This window comes from Spirillospora sp. NPDC127506 (assembly GCF_040302145.1).
Taxonomy (GTDB): domain Bacteria; phylum Actinomycetota; class Actinomycetes; order Streptosporangiales; family Streptosporangiaceae; genus Spirillospora.
In genome coordinates this window covers 1-21,072 of the sequence record NZ_JBEORG010000070.1, presented here as the reverse complement: position 1 = coordinate 21,072, position 21,072 = coordinate 1, and the positions used below count along the sequence as shown (strand labels likewise).

The 21,072-nt window shown below is 69.4% G+C and carries 17 protein-coding genes and 2 pseudogenes; 2 read left to right on the top strand and 17 right to left on the bottom strand.

Going from position 1 to position 21,072, the window contains the following annotated elements:
* Window positions 1-182: 182 nt before the first annotated feature.
* The 10 genes and pseudogenes from ABTW95_RS34385 to ABTW95_RS34340 all read right to left on the bottom strand — a co-directional run.
* The gene (locus tag ABTW95_RS34385) at window positions 183-1,241 is read right to left on the bottom strand and encodes an NADH:ubiquinone reductase (Na(+)-transporting) subunit F (protein ID WP_396451890.1); all 1,059 of its coding nucleotides are present in this window, start codon (window positions 1,239-1,241) and stop codon (window positions 183-185) included.
* Window positions 1,242-1,334: 93 nt separating this feature from the next.
* Window positions 1,335-2,246 carry a catechol 2,3-dioxygenase gene (locus ABTW95_RS34380; protein WP_396451888.1) on the bottom strand — a complete coding sequence of 304 codons (912 nt, stop codon included), beginning with the start codon at window positions 2,244-2,246 and terminating at the stop codon, window positions 1,335-1,337.
* A complete protein-coding gene (locus ABTW95_RS34375) occupies window positions 2,246-2,638 on the bottom strand; it encodes a 2Fe-2S iron-sulfur cluster-binding protein (protein WP_396451886.1) in 393 nt (130 codons plus the stop codon). Before ABTW95_RS34375 ends, ABTW95_RS34380 begins: the two co-directional genes overlap by 1 nt.
* A 10-nt stretch (window positions 2,639-2,648) precedes the next feature.
* Window positions 2,649-2,972 (bottom strand): phenol hydroxylase subunit P4, encoded by a 324-nt coding sequence (locus ABTW95_RS34370; RefSeq protein WP_396451884.1) that lies wholly within the window; start codon window positions 2,970-2,972, stop codon window positions 2,649-2,651.
* Window positions 2,973-2,977: 5 nt separating this feature from the next.
* The gene (locus tag ABTW95_RS34365; protein ID WP_396451882.1) at window positions 2,978-4,486 is read right to left on the bottom strand and encodes a YHS domain-containing protein; all 1,509 of its coding nucleotides are present in this window, start codon (window positions 4,484-4,486) and stop codon (window positions 2,978-2,980) included.
* Between the two features lie 6 nt (window positions 4,487-4,492).
* Entirely contained in the window at window positions 4,493-4,795 is a 303-nt protein-coding gene (locus ABTW95_RS34360) for an MmoB/DmpM family protein (RefSeq protein WP_396451880.1), read from the bottom strand.
* Window positions 4,792-5,820 carry a ferritin family protein gene (locus ABTW95_RS34355; protein ID WP_396451878.1) on the bottom strand — a complete coding sequence of 343 codons (1,029 nt, stop codon included), beginning with the start codon at window positions 5,818-5,820 and terminating at the stop codon, window positions 4,792-4,794. Before ABTW95_RS34355 ends, ABTW95_RS34360 begins: the two co-directional genes overlap by 4 nt.
* Window positions 5,820-6,257: a hypothetical protein gene (locus ABTW95_RS34350; protein WP_396451877.1), complete on the bottom strand. Its 438-nt coding sequence runs from the start codon at window positions 6,255-6,257 to the stop codon at window positions 5,820-5,822. Before ABTW95_RS34350 ends, ABTW95_RS34355 begins: the two co-directional genes overlap by 1 nt.
* A 60-nt stretch (window positions 6,258-6,317) precedes the next feature.
* Window positions 6,318-6,503 carry an NAD(P)-dependent oxidoreductase gene (locus tag ABTW95_RS34345; RefSeq protein ID WP_500228483.1) on the bottom strand — a complete coding sequence of 62 codons (186 nt, stop codon included), beginning with the start codon at window positions 6,501-6,503 and terminating at the stop codon, window positions 6,318-6,320.
* 135 nt (window positions 6,504-6,638) lie between these two features.
* Window positions 6,639-6,965 (bottom strand): annotated as a pseudogene (locus ABTW95_RS34340) (hypothetical protein); the annotation flags it as partial.
* 77 nt (window positions 6,966-7,042) lie between these two features.
* Between ABTW95_RS34340 and ABTW95_RS34335 the strand changes: the two are divergent.
* A complete protein-coding gene (locus ABTW95_RS34335; RefSeq protein ID WP_500228482.1) occupies window positions 7,043-8,008 on the top strand; it encodes a hypothetical protein in 966 nt (321 codons plus the stop codon).
* Window positions 8,009-8,824: 816 nt separating this feature from the next.
* Here the strand turns inward: ABTW95_RS34335 and ABTW95_RS34330 are convergent.
* Window positions 8,825-9,712, bottom strand: coding sequence for an alpha/beta fold hydrolase (locus ABTW95_RS34330; RefSeq protein WP_500228481.1), 888 nt, complete (start codon window positions 9,710-9,712; stop codon window positions 8,825-8,827).
* Window positions 9,713-9,792: 80 nt separating this feature from the next.
* Between ABTW95_RS34330 and ABTW95_RS34325 the strand changes: the two genes are divergently transcribed.
* Window positions 9,793-10,272 (top strand): MarR family winged helix-turn-helix transcriptional regulator, encoded by a 480-nt coding sequence (locus tag ABTW95_RS34325; RefSeq protein WP_500228480.1) that lies wholly within the window; start codon window positions 9,793-9,795, stop codon window positions 10,270-10,272.
* A 533-nt stretch (window positions 10,273-10,805) separates the two neighbouring features.
* Here ABTW95_RS34325 and ABTW95_RS34320 read toward each other — a convergent pair.
* The 6 genes and pseudogenes from ABTW95_RS34320 to ABTW95_RS34295 all read right to left on the bottom strand — a co-directional run.
* Window positions 10,806-11,012 (bottom strand): annotated as a pseudogene (locus ABTW95_RS34320) (transposase family protein); the annotation flags it as partial.
* A gap of 495 nt (window positions 11,013-11,507) precedes the next feature.
* Entirely contained in the window at window positions 11,508-13,676 is a 2,169-nt protein-coding gene (locus ABTW95_RS34315; RefSeq protein WP_500228479.1) for a hypothetical protein, read from the bottom strand.
* Between the two features lie 595 nt (window positions 13,677-14,271).
* A complete protein-coding gene (gene csx19 / locus ABTW95_RS34310; protein ID WP_500228478.1) occupies window positions 14,272-14,823 on the bottom strand; it encodes a type III-D CRISPR-associated protein Csx19 in 552 nt (183 codons plus the stop codon).
* Complete coding sequence (locus ABTW95_RS34305) at window positions 14,820-16,439, bottom strand: RAMP superfamily CRISPR-associated protein (protein ID WP_500228477.1); 1,620 nt, start codon at window positions 16,437-16,439, stop codon at window positions 14,820-14,822. The genes csx19 and ABTW95_RS34305 overlap by 4 nt, the downstream gene beginning before the upstream one ends.
* Window positions 16,440-16,462: 23 nt before the next feature.
* Entirely contained in the window at window positions 16,463-18,736 is a 2,274-nt protein-coding gene (locus tag ABTW95_RS34300) for an RAMP superfamily CRISPR-associated protein (RefSeq protein WP_500228476.1), read from the bottom strand.
* A 2-nt stretch (window positions 18,737-18,738) separates the two neighbouring features.
* Window positions 18,739-20,331, bottom strand: coding sequence for a Cas10/Cmr2 second palm domain-containing protein (locus ABTW95_RS34295; protein WP_500228475.1), 1,593 nt, complete (start codon window positions 20,329-20,331; stop codon window positions 18,739-18,741).
* Window positions 20,332-21,072: the final 741 nt, after the last annotated feature.

The following is a 21,072-nucleotide window of genomic DNA, read 5'->3' as shown; positions in this document are numbered from 1 at the left end:
GGCGCCGCGCGCGCCGTCCTCACCCGGTGCGGCGGGTTCAGGACGGCGGGTCGTGTCGGCGGCCCCTCAGGCGGCGGCCCCTCAGGCGGTGGCGGGGCCCGGTGCTCGGTGGGGCGTCCCGCCCGCCACGGCCGCGGCACCGGTCTCGGGGCGGGCGGCCTGCTCACCGCCGGTGATCGTCCTCACCTCTTAAGCAGCGGGCTGCGCACGCCGCCGCGCGCCCGGTCGGCGGAGTCGAAGAAGTCCTCGCGGTAGATGTCGCGCGGGAACAGCCGCTTGGCCATCAACGTCCTGATCGCGGCCTCCACCATGGGCGGCGGCCCGCACACGTAGGCCACATGGCCCCGGCAGGTGTCCATCTCCCGGGCGAGGACGTCGGTCACCAGCCCTCGGTGGTATCCGGGCGCGGAGTCCTCCGACAGGCAGGGCAGGTAGCGGAACCGGTCCGGATGGTCGGCGGCGAGCGCCCGGAACTCCTCGACGTCGTACATGTGGGCGGCGGTCCTGCCGCCGTGGTACAGGTCCATGCGCTGCTCCGAGTCGCCCTCCAGCACGTGCAGGACCATGGCCTTGAGCGGGGCCAGGCCGGTGCCGCCGGCGATCAGGATGGCCGGTTCCCGCCGCGCGGGCCGCCAGAAGAACCGCCCGTAGGGCCCGGTCAGCCGGACGGGGTCGCCGGTGCCCAGCGTCCGGAAGACCCATCCGTCGCTGGCGACGCCGCCCGGCGTGCGGCGGACGTGCAACTCGATCCGCCCGGGTCGCGACGGCGGGCCGGCGATCGAGTACGTGCGGGTGACTCCGGCGCCGGGCACCTCGACCGACACGTACTGCCCGGGGTTGAACCGGATGGGCCGGTCCAGGTCGATCAGCAGGCGGCGGGTGTCCAGCGCGCAGTCCTCGACCGCCGCGACCGTACCGGCGAAGTCGGTGACGGGATAGGTGGTGACGTCCGGTTCGTCCTCGACGTCGGCCTCGATTGTCAGGTCGCTGCGGGGCCGGGCGCAGCACAGCAGCGCCATGCCCTCGTCCCGCTCGAAGTCCATCAGCGCGAACGCCGAGACCTCGCCGTGGTCGACCTCCCCTTCGATGACCTGCGCCTTGCAGGTGCCGCAGGTGCCGTGCGTGCACGCGTGCGGCACCCACACCCCGGCGCGCAGGCACGCGTCCAGGACGGTCTGGTCCTCGCGGCAGTCGACCTCCTGCCCGAGGGGTTCGACAGTGACCCGGTGCGTCGCCGGCATCGGGGTCTCCTTCCGCAGTCGGTGTCCGGTCCCTCCGCGTCGGGTCCCGCGGCCCGCCGGTCTGCGCACCGGCGGGCCGCGGGGACCCGCCGCTCAGGTGAGGACCGTGGTGAACCGCTCGTTCAGTTCGCGGCTGATGTAGAAGATCCCCTTGCCGAGCTGGTCCGCGGTCCAGGTGATCGTCGGGAAGTCCGGGTAGGTCATGTAGCCGCCGGAGAACACCTCGTTGCGGTTGCCCGACGGGTCGAAGAAGTAGATCGTGGACCCGCGGGTGATCCCGTGCCGGGTGGGGCCGATGTCCACCGAGACGTCGTCCATCGCGAACAGGTCACCGGCGTGCAGGATGTCGTTCCAGTCCGTCAGGTAGTAGGCGAAGTGGTGCAGCTTCCCGTTCGGCCCGTTGATGACCGCGATGTCGTGCGGGGTGTTGGTGCAGAACATCCACGTGCCGATCGTGTCGCCGCCGTCGAGATCGGTGACCACCCGCTCGGAGACCTTGAAGTCCAGGACCTCGGCGAAGAACCGCTCGGAGAGGGCGGGATCCTCGGCGGTGATCAGCGCGTGGTCGATGCGCGGGACGCCGACGCCGACCAGGTGGCGCGGGAACGGGTCGGGGTTCAGCGTCCCCGTCTCAGTGCCGGTGACCTCGATGTCGGCGTACAGCTCCAGGACGTGGTCGGACGGCAGCACGATCCGCACCCCGTCGCCGACCGCCAGGTTGTCGCCCTTGCTCATCCGCTCGGTGAGGCAGCCGAACGCCTGGGCGCGCTTCTCGAACTCGGCGAGGTCCTCGGGCCGTTCGACCTTGTAGCCCAGCTTGACCAGGCCGACCCCGCCCTCGTCGAGGACGACGGAGTGGTGGTCGTACTCGTCCCACGCCTTGTAGTAGAGCCGCCCGGCCTCCTCGTGGACGAGCCGCATGCCGAGCGTGTCCCCGTAGTGGGAACGTGCCTCCGCGAGGTCGGTCACGCGGGCGTGGACGTAGCCCAGTCTCATGACGCCCATCAGTGTTCTCCTTGCTGTTCCAGCGATCCGGGCTGGGGTTTCCGGCCGGGCCCCGCCGCGGGGCCGGCCGCTGTCGAGACGCCGGCGAGGCCGGCGAGAAGGGGGGCGACGCAGCGGAACCGCGCGTCGTCCGGAAGGCGGATCACCACGTCGGTCAGCGGGACGGCCCGGCAGGTCAGGCACGCCCCGGCGGCGGCCTCGGCCGCCGGCAGGGCCGCGGCGGCGACGCCGCCGCGGTGCTCAACCTCCCCGGCCGTGACCTCGGCGCGGCACACGCCGCAGCCGCCGCGGCGGCAGCCCGCCCGGTAGGCGTACCCGGCCCGCGCCAGGCCGGCGAGGATGGTCTCGCCGGCCCGCAGCGCGACGGTCACCCCGGTCGCCTCCACGGTCACGCCGGCCATGTCAGACCGTGAACTCGAGGAGGCTCTTGTGGCCGACGCCGAGGTCGGCCAGCGTCCGCTCGCCGTCCGGTTCGAGCGGCCGGCCGTCCAGCACCCAGCCGCGGGGCGAGCCGGGCACGTAGCCGGGGTCGGAGCCGGCCCACGGGTCGACCATCTGCTCGACGAACGCCGCCCAGGTCATCGCCTTGGGCGCGCGGAAGCAGGCCGCGGAGCAGAACATCATGTTGCCCCGCCACAGCACGTTGACGAGCTGGTCGTCCCCGTACAGCTCCGCCCGCGAACGGGACGGGAAGTCGTAGCCGGGTGAGAGGGCGCGCACGGTCATCTCGCTCAGCCCTCCACCGTCGCGGGCTCGTGCCACAGCCGCCAGTTCCGCTGCTCCGGCGAGCCCGCGTACTCGCCGTTGTCTCCGTCGCCGACGCCGTACCAGGCCAGCACCTCCGGGACGGTCGGCCCGCCGCAGTTGCCCTGGTAGATCTGGTGGACGGGCAGCCACGCCTGCACGTACTTCTCCGGCTCCCGGTCGAAGATCCACTTGCAGCCGTCCGAGCAGAAGTCGAACCGCTCGCCGCGGAACTCGCTGTGCCGCTGGCAGATCGTCGACGGGTCGCCGGGCTCGGTGAACGCCATCGGGATCTGGCACACCTGGCACAGCTGCGGCAGGCCCTGGAAGAAGAACCGGCCGCCGCCGTCCTGTACGGCCCGCGCCCGCTCCCACAGCGGCGCGTAGTACCGGTCGAAGGTGTCCGGGTACTGCTGGGACAGCCAGGCCATCTCTTCCGGCTCGGGGACCGTCGTGGTGAACGCCGCGGCGAAGGAGAACTGGTAGAGCACCCAGTAGACCTGGTGGGAGACGATCTCCTTCTCCTCGACGGCCTGCGCGACGTGCCGCGGCGGCTCGATCCCGTAGAAGGCGAGGTCGGGGAAGAGCCCGCCGAGCATCTGCTCCTCGAAGTAGAGCTCGAACGCCTCCTTCCAGCTCATCACCTTCCGGGGGAGCATGTAGTCCATCATCGCGGCGACCAGCCCGGCGAGCCGGTACCCGCGCCAGAACCACTTGTCGATCCACTCCTGGATGATCGGCACGTTCGCCTCGTCCTGCTCCAGCAGGAACTTGATGGCCTCCAGGCCGAGCGTCATGTGCCGGCTCTCATCGCTCTGCGCGGAGAACCCGAACGTCATCGACGGCAGGTCGCCGTTGAAGCTGGCGCCGCTCATGAACGGGACGAACAGCAGGTTCGTCAGCAGGTACTCGAAGCTGAACGAGATCGCGATGAGGAACTCGAACGGCCCGGCCGACACGGCGTCGTCGAAGAACGACTTGGGCACCGACAGGTACCACACCCGGTCGTGCATCTTGCTCCAGCTGTGGAAGCCGGGGTAGTACCGGTTGTAGCCGGCCAGGGTGTGGATCTCGGTCTGCGCGTGCCGCAGTTCGTCGATGCTCTGGCACAGCGCGGCGAACCGCGGCCCGGCGCCGTCCAGGTAGCGGGCGAGGAACGCGAACTGCCGGTGCGCGGTGTACTCCAGCGGGGTCACGCCCTGCAGGAAGAGCTTCATCGCGTTGAGGTACCGGGCGTCCGACAGCGTCAGGTGGCCCTGGCTCTGCGCGAAGCCGTCCAGGACGGCGTACAGCCGCTTGTCCTTCTCCGCCTGGTACTTGTGGTACGCGTCCACGGTGAGGCGGAAGGGGTCCTCCCACTTCGACCAGTCGTGGATCTTGATGCCCTCGAACGAGGTGTACGGGAACACCTTCGCGGGGTCGACGTAGGTCGGATCCCAGTGCACGTCCCTGGTCAGCGCCGCGTAGCGCTGCTTGAGCGGAAGTCGTTTCGCCATGGCTCCTCAGTGGCTCCACTTGATGACGATCTCGTCGTCGTCCCACTCGTCCACGTGGCCGTAGTACGAGACGATCGCGAGCTGGAATTCGTGGGTCTCCCACGGGCGGCCGAGCAGTTCCTCGACGCTCTCCCGGCGGATCACCAGCGGGCCCGTCTTCTGGATCTTGATCAGGCCGGGCAGGTACCGGACGGTGATGTCCGGGTTGTCCTTCTCGATGGCCGCGACCAGGTTCCGGACGTCGTCGCCGCTCGCCTGCAGGTCGACGCCGACGGTCCGGGACCGTCCGGTGACGTTCGCGCCGGTCATGCGATCTCCTCCCGCCCGTCGCCGATGCCGGCGGCGGCGAGGTCCGCGCGCAGCCGCCGCGCCAGTTCGCCGGTCATGGCCCGCGCGCCCGTGTCGGCCTCCGCGTCCGCGACGGCGGCGAGGCCGGCGACCGCCTCGACGGCGCGCGGGAGCATCCGCTCGGCGGTCCGCGCCAGCACCACCGCGTTGGCGGCGCCGTGCTGCGGGTCGGCGGTCCAGGCGGCCAGCAGCGCGTCGAACCAGCGGCGCTGGTCCCCGAACCAGCCGTGCAGGTGCTGGGCGACCAGGCTCAGCGCGCCCGCCCCGCCGGCCAGGGCGCGCTCGTCCAGGTGCCGGTACAGCAGCGGGTAGAGCAGGCGGTCGGCCAAATCGAGGGCGAACGCGCCGACGGCCCAGTCGGGCTCGGCCAGCAGCTCCTCCACGTACCTGCGCAGCGGCTGCAGGCCGTCCAGCTCCAGCCAGGCGCGCTTGGCGTCGTCGAGGGTGGCGGTGCCTCCCCCGCCGAGCGCCAGGCCGACCCGGCTGAGCAGCTGCGCGTTGCCGATCCGGTCGAAGGCGGCGTAGGACAGGCACTGCTCGATGCTCGTGCCGTAGGCGAACCGCGCCCCCGCCGTCGAGATCAGCTGCGCTCCGCCCTCGTAGTGCCGCACCGGCAGGACGGCCGCGGCCAGCAGGCCCCGCCAGTCCTGCGGCATCCGGTCGAAGAGGCCGTGGTCCTCGATGTAGTCCATCGTGCGGCCGAACGCGTCGAACTGCTGCGCGCGGGCGGTGACGTAGGGCGCGTAGTAGTACTGCCGCGGGTCGGTGAACGAGTACGGGTCGGTGAGCCGCAGCGCCGAGTGGCGCTCGTCGTAGATCTCGTGCTCGGGATCCCACAGCGGCCGGTAGTGGAAGTGCTCGGTGGCCTGGACGTCGATCGTCCCCTCCTCGTAGCGGGAGGCGGGACGGTCGCCGTAGCGGTCCACCAGGTTCTGGAAGGTGGGCCTGAGCGGCGCGATCACCTGGGTCCGTAGTTCGTACTGCACTAGCTGCCTCCTTGCCGGGTCGCGCCGCTGACGTCGGGGGCGGCCGCGACCCGCAGGAGCCGCAGGATGAGGTTCCCGACGTCCTCCGCTCCGGCGAGTTCACGCGCCTCGCCCCGCGGGGTCGCGGCATCGGGCCACCAGAGCCGGCCGCGAGTGACGCCGTCCGCGTACCTCGTGGAGATCCGCGCCTCCCTGCCGCGAACGCGCATCGAGAACGCGAGCTCCCCCACCCCGGGCCGGTCTTCGAGCTCGACGAGCTCACCCGACCCGGCGAGGACGGCGTTGGCCTCGCACACGAGCTGCTCGGCCAGCGACCGGACGGCCACATGCCGGTCTGTGCCCACTCCCGTCGGCCTGGGCCGACTCTGCACGGTCCGCGGGGCCTCCACCGGTTTGCCCTGGTACGCCTCCGCGACCGCCACCATGAACGGCGTCATGCGCATACCATCGCCACCCCGCACGAGGTGCCGCGCTTTCGTTCCGTGCTGCGGAACACCTCAGCTCCGGGCCCGGCGGCGCCCCCGAATCCTCAAGATCGAACCGGCGCCGGATCCGTCCGGTGGCTCCTCCTCCGACCCGGCGTCCCACACCGCGATCCATCCCTCGGTGAGCGCCCGGTGAAGCGCCGCGTCCTCCACGATGGGCCCCCGCGCGGTGTTGACGAGGACGGCGGTCGGCTTCATCGGGCCCTCTTCATGACCGCGGACTCGAACAGGTTCCTGGTCATGACGAGGAGCCCGCCGCGCGGCGCGGCGGCATCGTCGACGGGGCGATGACCGCCGGTCGGCGGGCGGGGCGTCGGCCAGGTTCTCGGCGACGGTCCAGCCGGTGACCGTCATGGCCTCGCCGTGCAGATGCCCGGCCTCCAGAAGGGCCCGCATGACGGCGGGAACGCCGCCGGCCCGGTACTCAGTTCCGCTGACGTAGGTGACAGGTTGCTCCGCAGTCCCGTGGGACGGCCGAGATCGGAGTAACTGATCACTGCAGATTCGGCGACCAGATCGCCTCCGGATGCGTAGCTGGTCCCGGCCGGCGTGCCGCGCACACGCAGACCGCGCCCCGGCCGGGGGCCCGGGGTCGGCACACTTCACCCTCGACCCGGATGGCCGCCGATCATAAAGTTGCGGCAATGCACCCCTACCCATCGCCCCGCAGCGCGAAAGAGCGCCCGACGCCTCCGCTCGGGTGGCCGCGGTTCACGGCGGGTAGCGTTCATGGATGAATGGGCCATCGCTCAGGCGCGGGTCACGCTGCTGCGCGGCAAACGCCTCACCCCGGCCGAGCGGATCAGGGTCTATCGCGTTCTCGCCGAGGCCGAGCCGCGGGCGAGCCGGGCCTGCATTCCTGGGCCGTCGCGCTGGCCGAAGAGGGCCGCCACGCAGAAGCCGCCGCCGTCTACGCCGACCTCGTCGAGGCAGAAGCCCACGACGAGGCATCCAGCGGCACCGGCGACTGGAACCTCATGGCCTGGGCAGTCCAACTAGAGGCCGCCGGAGACATCCAGGCGGCCATCGCCAGATCCAACGATCTAGCCGAGAGGTGTCGCCTGTCGGTCGATCAGCAGACCGGCCCCATGGCCTGCCTGGTGTATGCGCTGGTCAACCATGCGCGGCTGCTCGGCATGAGCGCAACGGCCACCGGCGCCCATGCCGCACTGCAGGCGGCCGAGCCCATCTGCGTCGAACTCGCCCGGACGGGCGAGCCCAAATCGTGGAGCGGCTACCAGACCACCTACTGGGCGGTGCTGCTGGCGGCATCGGGGCGGGCAGACGAGCAGTTCCCCCCGACCGGGCCCAGACCACCGCTGGGAGTCAGCTTCCAGCACTGGTCACCGCATGTCCGCGGCTGGTGGGGGGACCAGGAGCGCGCCACCCTGCAACAGCAGATCCAGGGCCTCCGACCTCATGCGGATGCGGCGCCGGAGCGGCATCTCAAAGAGCTGGTGAGACTGCACCGAAGACTGCTCATCCGCACCGCCGTCCATGTCGAATTCCGCACCCACTTGCTCTTGGAGCCGCTCAAGCCGATCTTCGACCAAGGCGTCACACTCGCCCGACGACTACGCCCCCTCGATAACGGGACCGCACTCCGCACCGCCCTGCTCGACCGCTCCACGCTCCTACTAGCCGGCAAGGACTACAAAGCCGGCTACAACGACCTCCGAGAAGCACTGACACTGACGCCCTGAACACCCCCTACCCCCAGTGCTGCGTACCCTGCCGGGGGCGATGACGACCGGGCGCAGGCAGCGCCGAATGTTCCAGCGCTACGGAGAGTAATGATCGTGGGAGTGTTCTTGCGACCTCGTTCGGGTGGGAGGGGTTGATCGCTCAGGCCCTGCCGCTGATGTGCGGGAGGGCCAGTGGTGTAAGGGTGGGCGATACTCGGTTCGAACCAGTGACCTCTTCGGTGCAAAGCAATTCGGAACCGTCGATCTTGGCCGATCCAAGTCGAACGTGGAGCCTCTCACCTGCGCAAATATCCAGACTACGTCGCCTTGCGTCGATGGGAGCCAACCGAGGGAAGCCGCGGGGAGCCACCATGGTCAGATTTCCCCGGACATACCGCGACTCCCCTAGGATGTTTTCGCAGGTAAAGAGCACCGCAGACGCTGGTCGGGGGCCCGTGAAGCCCATCTGGCGGTGTTCCGGTGGGCCGCTCGCTACAACACGACCAGGCGGCACTCGGCCTTCGGCCACACCAGCCCGGTCAGCTACGAACAGCAGTCCATCATGGTGGCTCAAGCCGCATAACAACCGGTGTCCACACTTCAGGGGGAAGCTCTCTCCTTCGGTTATCGGCTATGCCGCGCGGGTCGCAACCACCCTGTGATCAGCAAGATCACGATGGAATCAGCTCAGCGGTCACCACGTCTGAAGCGACACGGATCCCCATGCCGGCCTCGTGGCCGTTACGTAGCACCGTGTCCGGCCGTATCAGTCGCCGCGAGCAGCATTCGGTCCGGACCGGTGAACCGCTGCCCGTCCAGTTAGCGCCTCGAGGCCTAGACGGCGTCGATGTCGTCGACGAAGTCGAGGACGGCCTTCGCCAGTTCCTCGGGAGCCTCCATCGCAGCGTAGTGGCCGACGCCGTCGAGCTGGACGGAACTGACCCCCGCTGACGCGGCCTGGGACATGGTCCGGGCCGTGAACGAGCCGCCCCCGGCGCCGACCGCGAGCACGGGCACGTTCAGCCCGGGCGACTCTGCGAGGGCCTTGATCTCGGGCCCTTCACGAAGCAGCGACCGGTAGATACCGGCCGCGCCGCGCCAGCCGTCCGGGCGTGCGTAGGTGCGAGCGAAGTCGTCGATGTCGGCATCGGTGACCGCGCCCGCGACGGCGGTCATGGAAGGGAACGCGTACCGCCCGAGGAACTCGCGCTCGCGGCCGGCCAGGAGCATCTCGGGAATGCCGGGCGCGGCGAGGACTCCGATGTGCCAGGCGCCGCTGCGAGCGACGTCGGCCAGCATCTCCCAGCCGAAGCCGGGCAGGCTTGTCTCGATGGCGGTGAGGCTGAGCACGTCCTCCGGGTGTGTGGCGGCCAGCCGGAAGACCGTCGCCCCGCTGATGTCCTGCCCGGTCAGGTGGACCGGGCCGAGGCCGAGGTGCTCGATCAGCTGGTGCAGGTCCTCGGCCGCGGACCTGCTGTCGTGGTCGTCCGGCGCGGTGTCGGAGTCACCGAAGCCGCGCAGGTCCACGGCGAAGACCCGGTGGCCGGCGGCGAGCAGGGGGATGAGCTTGTGGAAGGCCCTCCACGTCTCGGGGAACCCGTGGACCAGCAGGATCGGGGACCCGGTGGTCCCGGCGGCGGCGTAGTGCAGGGTCGTTCCGTTGACGTGGGCGCGGTGGTGGGTGATCTCGGGGACGGTGAGGCCCGCTGGTGCGGTGGCCATGCCGCTCTCCTTATTTAGACAGCCTGGCTGTCCAATATAGACAGCCAGGCTGTCTTTTGTCGAGGTCATATCCTACGCACATGTCTCGCTCAGGCGCAGATCTCGCGCTACTGCTGCTCGGGGGGTTCCGCACGCTCGTGGACGCCGCTACCGCCGAGCTGGCCGATCGCGGCTACGAGGACGTGCGCCCCGTCCACGACTTCGCCATACGAGCCATCGCCGCCGGCGCCGACAGCGCCTCAGAGCTGGCCCGCCGCCTGTCGATCACCAAGCAGTCGGCTGCCAAGACCATCACCGTCCTGCAGGAGCGCGGGTACGTCGAACGCGAGACCGACCCGCGCGACGCCCGCCGCAAGCGCCTTCGGGTGACCGAACTCGGGTTCGACGTGCTGCGCCAGGGCGAGGCGATCTTCGAGGAGCTCCGCGATCAGTGGGCGCAGCGAATCGGCGCCGCCGAGCTGGAGGGCATCGAAAGACACCTCACAGCGCTCGTGGGGGCACAGCCGGTGCGCTTCGACACGCCGGCGTGGATTTCCCGCGACATGGGAGAACCGGCCTGAGACAGGTGGCGGACAGACTCGACGACAACAGCGTTGCCCTGTGGACGCGCGTGTGTCCAGGACCGCGACGGCGCCGAGGGCACGCTGCTGGGCCTCCCCGATCTGAAGGGTCGTGTTCGCTGACGCTGGTTCGCCGGGCACCCGATCGACTGGGCCGCTCGGACCCCGCGCACCACGATCGACATCGTCCGCAAACCCGCCGATCAGAAGGGCTTCGCCGTGCCGCCCCGCAGGTGGGCGGTCGAACGGACACTGGCGTGGCTCACCGTACACCGGTGCGTGGCCTGCGGCGGACGTCCCGCCGTTCGCCACGGCCCACGCCTCTCTCGCATACCGATAACAAGATCCTTCTCATACGCGCACTTAGAGCCCGCGCGGATAGGTCACAGTGCGGGTGGGATGTCGTGACAGGGGTACGGGCACGGCCCTGTCGATCATGAAGTTGCCGACGCTTCGTGATCATGGAAGACGCGTGCCCGCGTTGCCATCATGGGCTTACCGACCCGTTGTGGGACCAGTTCACTGAGCCTTTTTCAGCGTGATGTGGTCTCGCGGAGTTGCAGAGTGTGGATGGCTTTGGCAAGGCGGCCGGCGCGGTGGGGGCAGCAGCGCAGCTTCCGCAGGATTCTCCATGACTTGAGCTGGGCGTTCGCACGTTCGCCGGGTCCGCGGAGCTTGGCGTGTGCGCGGTTGGCGTCCTTTTGCGGTTCGGGCTTGTCGCGTCCCTTGTAGGGCGTGAGGATGACGGGCTCCAACGGCGTGTCCTCGATGATAGAGACTCGAGCCGACGTCAGCGATGTGACGATCATGCCATGGCACCTGTCTGCCAAACGATCTAGAGCCCGATACTCCGCGCACTCACGTACCTGGCAAGACTATTTCCAGGGATTATCCTCCGGGAATTTTTCAAATAACCATGGACAGATCGATGGCACTTTCAAGGCAGCCTGCGCTTCTCCGAGAAAGGCGATACCTCCTCTAGATCCAGCCGGATCACGGGAGCGAATCGCGGAGATGTGTAGGTACTAAAAGGAGCACCTCTATCAGTATCACAGGTCATCCAGCCGGGCTGCATCGGCGCCGACGGCGCGACCGGCACGCCCTACCGCAGAAGTATGGACCGCGACCCGGCAAGCGCAAGAAGCTTTTCAACCACCACCCAGGGTCCTAGCGCGCTGGGCGAACAGGGCGCCGCGATTCTCGGGCGCTGGCACATCCTCCGCGACGCGCGCTGCTCACCAGCCCGGCTGACCGCCATTGTCCTGGCGACTCTCACCCTGCGTCATCACGCCAACTGAAATAGGCAAGACTCCTGTGAGCATCGTGAGGAGGCGGTCGTGGCGGGCGGCCAGTTCAAGGGCGGGCGTTCCTGGTGCGAAGCCCTCCGCTGCTTGGACGATCAGGCTGTGGACGTGTGCGGCGCTCTTTGGCCGCTGGGGGCCCTTTCCGGGACGGTGCGCGTAAGGCGTGCCGTTTCGCAACCTGTTCAGTTCTCGGAGCTCGGAGTTCCCTCGGCAAAGCTCAGCCCATTCGCTCCAGTTGAAGAGTCCGGGACGGAGGCATTCGATGGCGGTGTAGCAGGCGGGGAGGGGCTCATCAGCCAGGGCGTGGGCGACCAGCATGAGGCGGCGGCGGGCTGTCGCGCGACGGTCGGCGCCCGGGTCGGCGGGCGCGTACAGGTCGCGGTGCAGGCGGGCGGCAGCGTCACGGGCGGGTGAGAGACTTGGCGAGGCCAGGCCGAGCAACTGCCAGGCGGTTCGTGTGTCGAGGCGCCGGACGGCGGCGGAGGCTAGCCGGGCGAGCCTCGCGTCAGGGCCGAGGCGGCATAGCACCCGGCCCCCGTCCGCGACGACGGGCTGCAGGTGCGCATCGCGTCCCAACTCCACCGCGCGCAATGTGCAGGCGGCCTCCAGCGACCATTGCACGCCGGCGGCGATCATCGCGTTCCCCATGACCGGCTTCCCTGGGTTCAGGACGAGATGGAGTTCATCGGTGTTGTGCAGTTGGCTGGGATCGCTCTTGAGAGCGGTCAGGATGTCGGTGCGGATGCCCTCGACCGCGTCCGGTCGGGTATCCAGGGGGCCGATCACTGCGACGTCGACCGAGGGTTCCACCAGGGCCGCGAGCATGCGGGCGCGGTCCATCGTCTCTGCACTGGCGAGCAGCCGCAGGCGCAGCGTTCCTTGGCGGGGCAGGCGGTCGCGATGGCTCAGCGACCATCGGGTCAGGACACTGAGAGCGCAGGCTCCCTCCTGGTCCCCGGGATCGTCTGGAGCTCTGCGCCCCACGCACATCAGGGCGAGGACGTCGCCGCTGCCCAAAACCGGCCACGCTCGCATCTCCAGGTAGCGGAGAAGTGCTGGTACGAAGTCGCTGTCCTGCCAGGCAGTGGCGAGGTCAACGACTGCTGCGGGGATGGTCGGACGCTCCTTGCCCGGACGAAGGTGCGCGCCGTGCAAGGCGGCAGACCGGTAGAAGCGTGCGAAGGACGGATCTCGGACGATCGTGGCGGAGGGGCCGCGGTCCTGCGGTGTGAGTCGGGCCCTGACCCGGTCGATCAGGTCCGCGCCGCTGTCGGGCACGCGCTCATCGTCCCTGCTCTCCAGTGCCTCGGCCAGCCGCGCGAGCAGGGCGCGGCCGACCGGTGTCGTCTCCCGCATCTCTCGCTGCGAGGGGTGTCGGAGGCGGTGGACGAACCAGGCGCGCAGGAGCGAGTGGTCGATCGCTTCACCTCGGCCCAGGCGTTCGAAGAACGCCGCCTCGACGGCGGGCCACGGCTCTCGCAGCTTTCGCAGTTGCCCTTCCCTGAGGACACCGGCGGTTCGCGTGGTCCTGGCGGGCTCGACGTCCGCGCGTTGTCTGGCTGCGAGGAGCCGCCAGATCTCGGCGTGGTCAGGGGCGACGTCGGCGAGTTCATCCCAGAAGCGGTGGCGGAGGAGCCAGTCCCGGAGAGTGTCGGGCTGCTCGATGAGATCGGGGAGGCTATAGGCGGACGCGGGGGCGTCCACGGGGAGCAGGGTCGCGGGTAAGCCGACATCGATCGCCGCGAGCAGTGCACCCGCCGCCACGGCGTAAGGGCCGCTTCCCGAGCTGATGCGGCACCGGGCGGGTGCGAGTTCTGCGAGCAGCCGCCGGACGGGCGGGACGGTCGCCCGTGCGGTCGGTTCAGCGATCTCCAGCACGCGCACATCGTCGAGGCGCCTGCCCCACAGGCCGTTCCCCGAGGTCAGCAGGTCACGCAGGCGGTGGGCGTGGACGTCTAACGGTTCACCGCCGGGTCCGCCGTTGGTCGTGGCGGCGAGGACGAGCATGCCGACCTCGTCCGGGCCGTCGAGGATCTTGCGCAGTGGGCGGCGGTCCTCATCGGTTCCGACGAGATCGACGGTTCCGGGAACGCGACTCATTCTGGCGAACCCGAGGTCCCCGCCCCCGACGGAGTGGATCAGCAGGGGTCTCCTCCTCTTCGGCCGGGAGAACGGTCAGCTGCTCATCAGGCCGTTGCTGCGGGTACGGGAAGGGAAGCGGCCGTCCTCGCCCCTTTATGGTCCCGGTTTTCTCATTGGCAGTGAACCAAGCGTAGTTCTCGCCCACTGGGTTCGGCGGCGTACACGGGGAAGCGGCCGTCGCCCCGCGCGGCGGCCCTGAAAGCACCGATGATCTGCCCGAAGCCCTCGTTGGTGAACGACGTGAAGTCGTCGTCGGCCCCACGGCGTGCGCGAACGCCTGGACCCAACGGGTGATCACCCCTGCCGCGTCGCAGCCGAGGAGGTCTCCGTTCAAGTTCCGGGAGTGGAGCGGCGTCCTCACCGTGAGAGTGACGGCGATGTGTCCCGTCCAGCGATCGGCGTGCAGCCTGTCCGAACAGGGCGCCGTCACCCAGCGGTCCTGGAGCGTCCGCTCTTCGCAGTGCCGGGACGAACGTGTAGGGATTTAGGAAGTACTCCTCCCATGACTCCCCGACTGTGTCCCGCATCTATGAATCGCTCGGCTCGCCGGCGGTCACAGTCGGGTTTCCAGGTCGTGCGGAGTGGCAGTTCCGATGCGGAGGAGTCGTTCCTCTGCGACATAGGCATTGCCGTGCTCGTCCCGTTGCACGTACTCGCGTACGTCGACGGCGGCATGCTCCCTGGCGGTGATTTCGGCGGGGATGCACCGTGCCCCGACCCGCGCCGTGGTGAGGGTCGAATACCCGCTCGGCGCGCCGGAGTCGCTTACCGCGGTGCCCCAGAGCAGGTACGTGCCGGCGATACAGCCGGTCGCCTCCACCGGACCGAGTTCGTCATATCCCCTGGGCAACAGCGCCGGATCCTCGGTCAGCAGCACTGCGCTGCCGCGGCCATCGTCCTCGTTGCGCCAGCGCAGTTCGGCGTGCTCGTCGAACACACGCGCCTCGTAGACGCCGTCCGGCGGGCGCGCCGCCGCGTCGGCGGTCGTGAGCACCTCGTAGCGCCACGGCGTGCAGAGCAGCGCCGTCCCGGCCGGCGACGCCTCCAGCGCCTCCTCGAACGTGAGCCCGCCCCGGGACGCCGCGTGCAGGACGATCGCGGTCATGCCGTCTCCTTCATCGAGCAGTTCCAGTACCGCTCCCATGCAGCTGCGAGCCGACCGTCCCCAAGTGCCTGTTCGAGGTTCGTCCACGGCCCCCCGGTGAAGTCGACGGAGCGGACCTCGATGTCACCGAAGCCGCGCGTCACCATGCCGCCCAGCGGGACGCGCCGCGCCTTCAAGTCGCGTAGAACGATCATCAGCAGGGCGAGCGCACTGTCCCGGTAGGCACCGAGCCGTGTCAGGTCGACCTCCAGCCGGATGGGGTTCCAAGCGACGCCGTGCGGTTCCAGGACGCTGAACAGCAGGTGCTCGGCGGCCCCGCCCGTCCATCGGTCGATCGCGACATGATCGGCCTGGTCCAGTCCCTTGCCATGGAGCTTCTCGCGGATTATCGGATCGAGCTTCGGCCGCTCCCCGGCACCTGATGTGTCCTCTTTAGGCGGCTCTGCTCCGGGCTCCCCGCTGACCACTTTTTCCCAGCTCGCGGGGTCGATGACGACTTCGCTGACGCAGTCCTCCACGGTCAGCGCGGCGCTCCCCCACCTGTGCTCCGGATGCCCGGCGGACCGGGGCGCCGCCGTCTCCTTCGTCTCGTCGACGCGGGCACTGCCGAACAGCGCCCGGACGGCGTCGAGCTCGTCCAACTGCTCCAGGAAGGCTGCACTGAAGTCGGCGGCCGTCGCCTTGTCCCCGTGCTGCTTGCGGGCGTCCGGCGCGTCGGTCCCGCGTACGGTGCGCTCGACGAACTCCGCATGGCTCCGCAGCGCGCCCTTGATCGAGCTGCCCGGCAGCGTCAGCGCAAGTTCGTGCGGTCCGACGCGGGTCGTCTGCGGCAGCGTCTTGACGATCGCGCCCTCCCGGCCGTCACGGACCATCACCGGAGCGGTCGGCTCCCACCCGATCTCGATGCCGAGGATCTCCCGCGCGTCCGGCAGGTCCGCCTTGGACGAGTCGGACGGAACGTTCTCCTTCGCCTTGCCCCGCACGAAGTCGAGAAGGCCCTTCCGGGAGGTGAAGTCGTGCTCGCGCACCTCCAGCGGCTCGTCGAGCAGCTTCACCTTCCCTAGGCCCTTGCGGTTCGCCGCGCCGAGCCGGACGCGTTCGCCGCGCAGCGCCGCGATCAGGGCGGCGAGCCGTGCACGGTCCCGTTCCAGGTGCTGCTGCTCGACCTCGATGTCGAGTTCGAGACGCAGGTAGAAGCCGCTAGGGACGACCGTCCGCGCGTACAGGAAGCCGGGAGCGGCCGCGCCCGTTACCCGGTCGATGCCAACACCGTCGCGGACCGCGAGGTCGGTGACTTCGAGCGGGTGCGCTGCCTGGCCCTCGTCGTCCTCGCCCACCCGCGCGGCGAGCAGGGCGTCCCGGACGACGACCCGGCTTGCCTGTCCGGCGCCTGCGTCCTCTGCGTATCCCCAGAACTCCCGCAGCTGCTGCCCTGACGTGTCGGCCCCCTCCATCCAGGCACGGAACGCGCCCGCGATGCTCGTCCCGGGTACGTACAGGCGTTCCCGGCCGTCGACCGCGATCGGCAGCACCTCGGCGGGGTCGGCGGCGATGCCGCCGACATGCAGCGGCGACGTGGTCTCCAGCCAGCCCTGCAGCCGAAGCCGCAGATCCATCGGCCGTCCCCTGCGCTGCGGCGTCATCGGCCCTCCTCCCCGAGAGCCTCCCGGCGCGTGTGGACGGCCAGGCAGGCAGTGATCATGGTACGGCGCGCCTCGGCGCGCAGTTCGGCGCGGTGGGTCTCGGCGCCGTCGACGGTGGCGCGCAGCTCGTCAAGGTCCGGGATGCGCAGCAACTCCCAGGGTTCGGTGCCGACGAGCAGCCGCTCGACCTCGGCGCGCTCCTTGTCCCCCCAGTCGCGGGTCAGCGTCGCGACGCGCCGTTTCAAGGCCGTCTCGTCCTCTCCGAGATGAGGGAACAGTCCACGCAGGCTGTTGAGGCGTGTCGCGGACAGTCCCGTCAGCCCGCCGAGCACCGGCGCGTCACTCCGCGCGGCGGCCTGCTCGCTCGCCCGCCGGATCTCCGCCCGCCAGGCGGCCCGCTCGATGGTTCGGGCCTCGGTGTAGCCGGGGTCGGACGGTGCCAGCGGCTCTCCCACCGGTGCCGTTGGGACAGCATCCTCATTCGGTTCCGCGGCTGCAAGTCCCTCGCCGTCCAGGAAGGGGTCATTCAACCGGATCTGTCCGAAGCCCTCCGCGCGCCTGTCCCCGATCCCGGCGAGTTCGACCGCTGCGGCGGCGTCCGGTGTGATCGTCCCTTGCGTGATCCTGAAGGTGAGGCAGCCGCCGGCGGCGAAGCCCAGCAGGACGGGCCGTGGCAGGCGCCAGCCGGTGTGCCAGGACTCGGTCCGCGAGATCTCGTACCGGTTCGGGACGAGGTCGGCGTCACCCGTCACCGGGTCAAGTTCGACGCCCGGAGCCCCGGCCTTTTCGAACGCGGCTGCGAGCGCCCGCGCCAAGTCTCGGGGGACGGTGCTGGGTGCCAGTCGCTCGTTGCGGACCAAGACGTCCGACACCAGCCACACCCGGAGCACATCCCCGGTGGCCGTCCCGGACGGCTCGTCACCCGCTTCGAGCAGATCGACATCCACGATCCCGTAGTCGTCCTTGCGGGATCGGCCGAGCCGCCATTTTCCCTTCAGCTTCTCCTCCCACTGGCCGTCGAGGAGCCCGGCGCGGACTCGGACCTCCGCCGCCAGCACCGTCCCGGCGGCCAGGGCCTTGTAGACGTAAACGCCGCCGAGGTCCTCGGTGGGACGTTGTGACTCGTCCTGGATGGTGTTGTGCATGCGCAGCACGAACTCGGGTCGATGGACCTCAATGGTGTTCTTGCCGGCGTCCGCCGTGACGTAGCCGCCGCGAAGCCGCTTCGTCACGCTCTCAGACGACTCCCGCATGCGGTTGACCAGAAGGCGTCCGTCCTCCTTGCCTCGTTCGAAGACCTGCGGAGCCGGGCAACCGCGCCGTCCGTCCAGGAGCGGTGTCGCGTTCGTCACCACCAGGTCTCCGCGCCGCGCCGCCGCAGCAGCGGGACCGCCGAGCCTCCGCAGCACCTCGCCGAGCATCATCCAGCCGGGAATGTGGTCGCGGCTCTGCACCAGGTTGCCGACCGTCCGCTGGTGCGCGAGCAGTGGCTCGTCCAGCGTCATCCGCAGGAGCACCCGCTCCCACGCACCATTGGCCGAAGGCCCGTTTCCGCCCTTTTCCGGTTCGTCCAGCGGCTCTGGCTCCGGCGGCTCCGCCTTGGACTCCGTCCAGGCGTCCAGGTCCGTCGGCTCCCAGCCGAGTTCGAGACGGCACCGGCCCGACCCGCGCCTGCGTTTGGCCCCGATGCCCTCTACCAACCGCGTCCCCAGATACAGCAGAGTCAGGACGCGGTTGAGCTCGTCCTCCTGCAGTGTCTCCGGCAATTCGATCTTTCCGGCCAGCGTGACACCGCCACGCGCCATCTCGTCGAACCGCAGCATGTCCTGCCTGGCCGAGCCGGACACACGGTCGTGCGCGACCCCGGGCTTCACGAACGTGACGGCTTCCTTGAGGCGGGGATCCGCACGCAGCGCGGCACCGAGCCCGTCGGGAAGCCGGAACGCCCCCAGGTAGCGCAACGCGGCAGGCCGGGGATGCTCGACCTCCGCCTCCGGTGGCTTCTGCGCCTCCGTACCAGGGAAGACAGGCTGGCTGCCGAACACGTACTCGACGCGCCGGCCCCACGGGCCGTCGTTCCCGCCGTCGAGCGCGCGGGCGGCGATCTCACAACCGTCCCGCAACACCCCGTTGACGGTCTTCGCCGGGATGTAGGGCAGCCCGTCGACGTCGACCAGCACCCGGCTGCTGAGCTGCCCGTGCCTGCCGGTGCCGGTGCCGATGTGCCAGTCGCTCAGCATGTGCACCGTGAGATCGAAGATGGCGCTCACGGTCAGTCCTCCGTCCGCAGGAAGGGGACGGCATTCATCGCGTCCAGAAGGCCGGTCCGGACGGTCTCGCCGTCCTGCCAGAAGAGAGAGTTGTCCTCGCCGGTGAGCCCGGAGACGGCTTCGGCGCCCAGCCATGTCCGCAGTGCCGCGAACCGCGCGTCTGCGGCGTCCTGCCCCTGGAACAGACCCGACCTCAAGTCGTGGGCCTGCCCGGCGGGGATGACGCGGTCGCCGTTGCGTTCGTCAGTAAGCACCTTCACCCGCCGCCTCAGGTCCTCCCAGCAACGATGCTCCGCCCACTCGCCATCATCATCTGAGCCTCCGATGACATACGGCTGCGCGGTGAGTTGCAGGCGCTCGCCGACCCGCATCTCCTTGCGCAGTCTCCGCAGGTCGGCGAACGCGCTCTCGTACAGGACGTGGAACGACAGCGCGCACCGCTGTGCCCCCAGCTTTTCTTTGACCCGCTTCGCTTCGCCGGTCAGTTCCTCGGCGAGACCAGCCGCGCTGTGGAACGGGTAGTTGCGCTTGGTGATCGCGACGCCCGCGCAGGCACCGAGTCCGTCCCCGTGTTTCCCCCTATTCAGGAACTTCCCCACGTCGTCGTGGTCCTTGGTCTCCTCGGCGAAGTAGCGCAGGTAGCGCTCCGTGAAGGTCAGCGCCAGCGCTCCATCACATACGACGGTGATGTCATCGCCACCGAGGACGAGCGGCAGCAGCCGCGGCACCTCTCCGTCCAAATCCTGGACCGCCGCCCGGAACGCTGCCTTGGCGCATTCGTCCACTCCCCTTGAGAGCTTCCGGAAGGATTCGATGTAGGCGAGCGGATCGCTGGGGCCGAGTTCCTTCATAAGCTCCGGGAACTCCTGGAACACCTTTCCCATGCCGTTCCCGTCGGCGTGGACGACCGCCACCCATTCGGCCTTGTCGTTCAGGTGCTCCACGACACCGGCCAGCTTCGTGCCGCTGTTCTTCCCCAGTCCCATCTCCCGTGCGAGTCGGTCGAGCGCACGGGGGAACGCGTCCAGCTTGGCGATACTGGGTGCGGACCTCGGCTCCGCCGGACGGCGCCCTTCCTTGGGCTTCGGGGCCCGGACGATGCTCGCGGCGGGCAACCCGCTCGACGTGCAGCGAGCGGCGATCGGCAGTCCGGGAAACCGCAGATCTGGCCCAGGACGCGCCATCCGCACGCCGAGCATCGCCCCGCGCGTCTTTTCGAGAGCTGTGGTGAACTCGCCTACCCCGCCGACCTCGAAGGCCTCTCCGACGACCCCGCAAACGTCGAGCCCGGGGGCCTCGCGGAGGGCTCGCTCGGTGATCTCACCGACGATGCGCTTGCCCTCGTCCCGATCACGGACGATCAGCGTCACCGCCCCGGCGCCGGCCGCCATCACTTCGATCCCGTCGTCGAGCAACTTCAGTTCCTCGACTCCGCGCCCGATCGCCTTCTCCAGCCAGCGGGTCTCCACCCATGTGATCAGTTCGGACGCGCCGACGTTCTCCCTGCGCTTGTTCGACCCGAAGATGTACGCCTGATTGCCAGACGTTCTCAGGACCACCACGTGCGCCTGCAAACCCCGCCCCCTCCCGTCCACGGCAGTCGACTCCTACCGATGGACGAAACCCCGTCCTTCTCCGTCCAGGTTGGGACCTTACGACCGCACCACCGCCCCATCCGCCGGTTCCGGCCCGTTTCCCCACGACCTGTTCCGGCCAGCCGAGCCTCTCAAAGCAGGAGACAGCCGGTCGTACACAAAAGAGGCAGCACCCGGACACAACCCAGCGAGGCATACCGCTTCGGCCACGAACCAGATCGGCCCGCCTCCAGGCTGGTGCAGTTCTGTGGAGCGGGGACCCCACAAGCGCAATACCACGCGCATCCTGCCGACGGTTTCAATCTGATGCGGTTTTGTGGAGAGCGGGGACAGTACTCCGAATCATGGGGCTCCGACCTGCAGATTTGCAAGATCATGCGCCGGCCTCTCGCGGACCGGTCACCGAAGCTGCATGATGTTGATCTCGATAAGCAGGTCTCCGCAGGTAAGCGCATATTTTCCTGGCTGCGCCAACCTCCCCGGCACCGGTGCACGGGGAGGTTGGCGTACGAGGGTCATCGGCGGTGGGTCTTGCAAGACATGCGCGCAACGTTCTGCCCGGATGCCGCAGCGAGGCGGTCAGCCCAGTCGGGGTCGGCTGCGGTCACTAGGCAGTGTTTAGAAAGTGGTGTTGGCCAGGGCTTGTAGCCAGATGTTGATGGCAGCGACCTGGACAGTGGCTTGGTAGCGGACGGCGAGCTTGTCGTAGCGAGTGGCCACGGCCCGGTGCTGCTTGAGCAG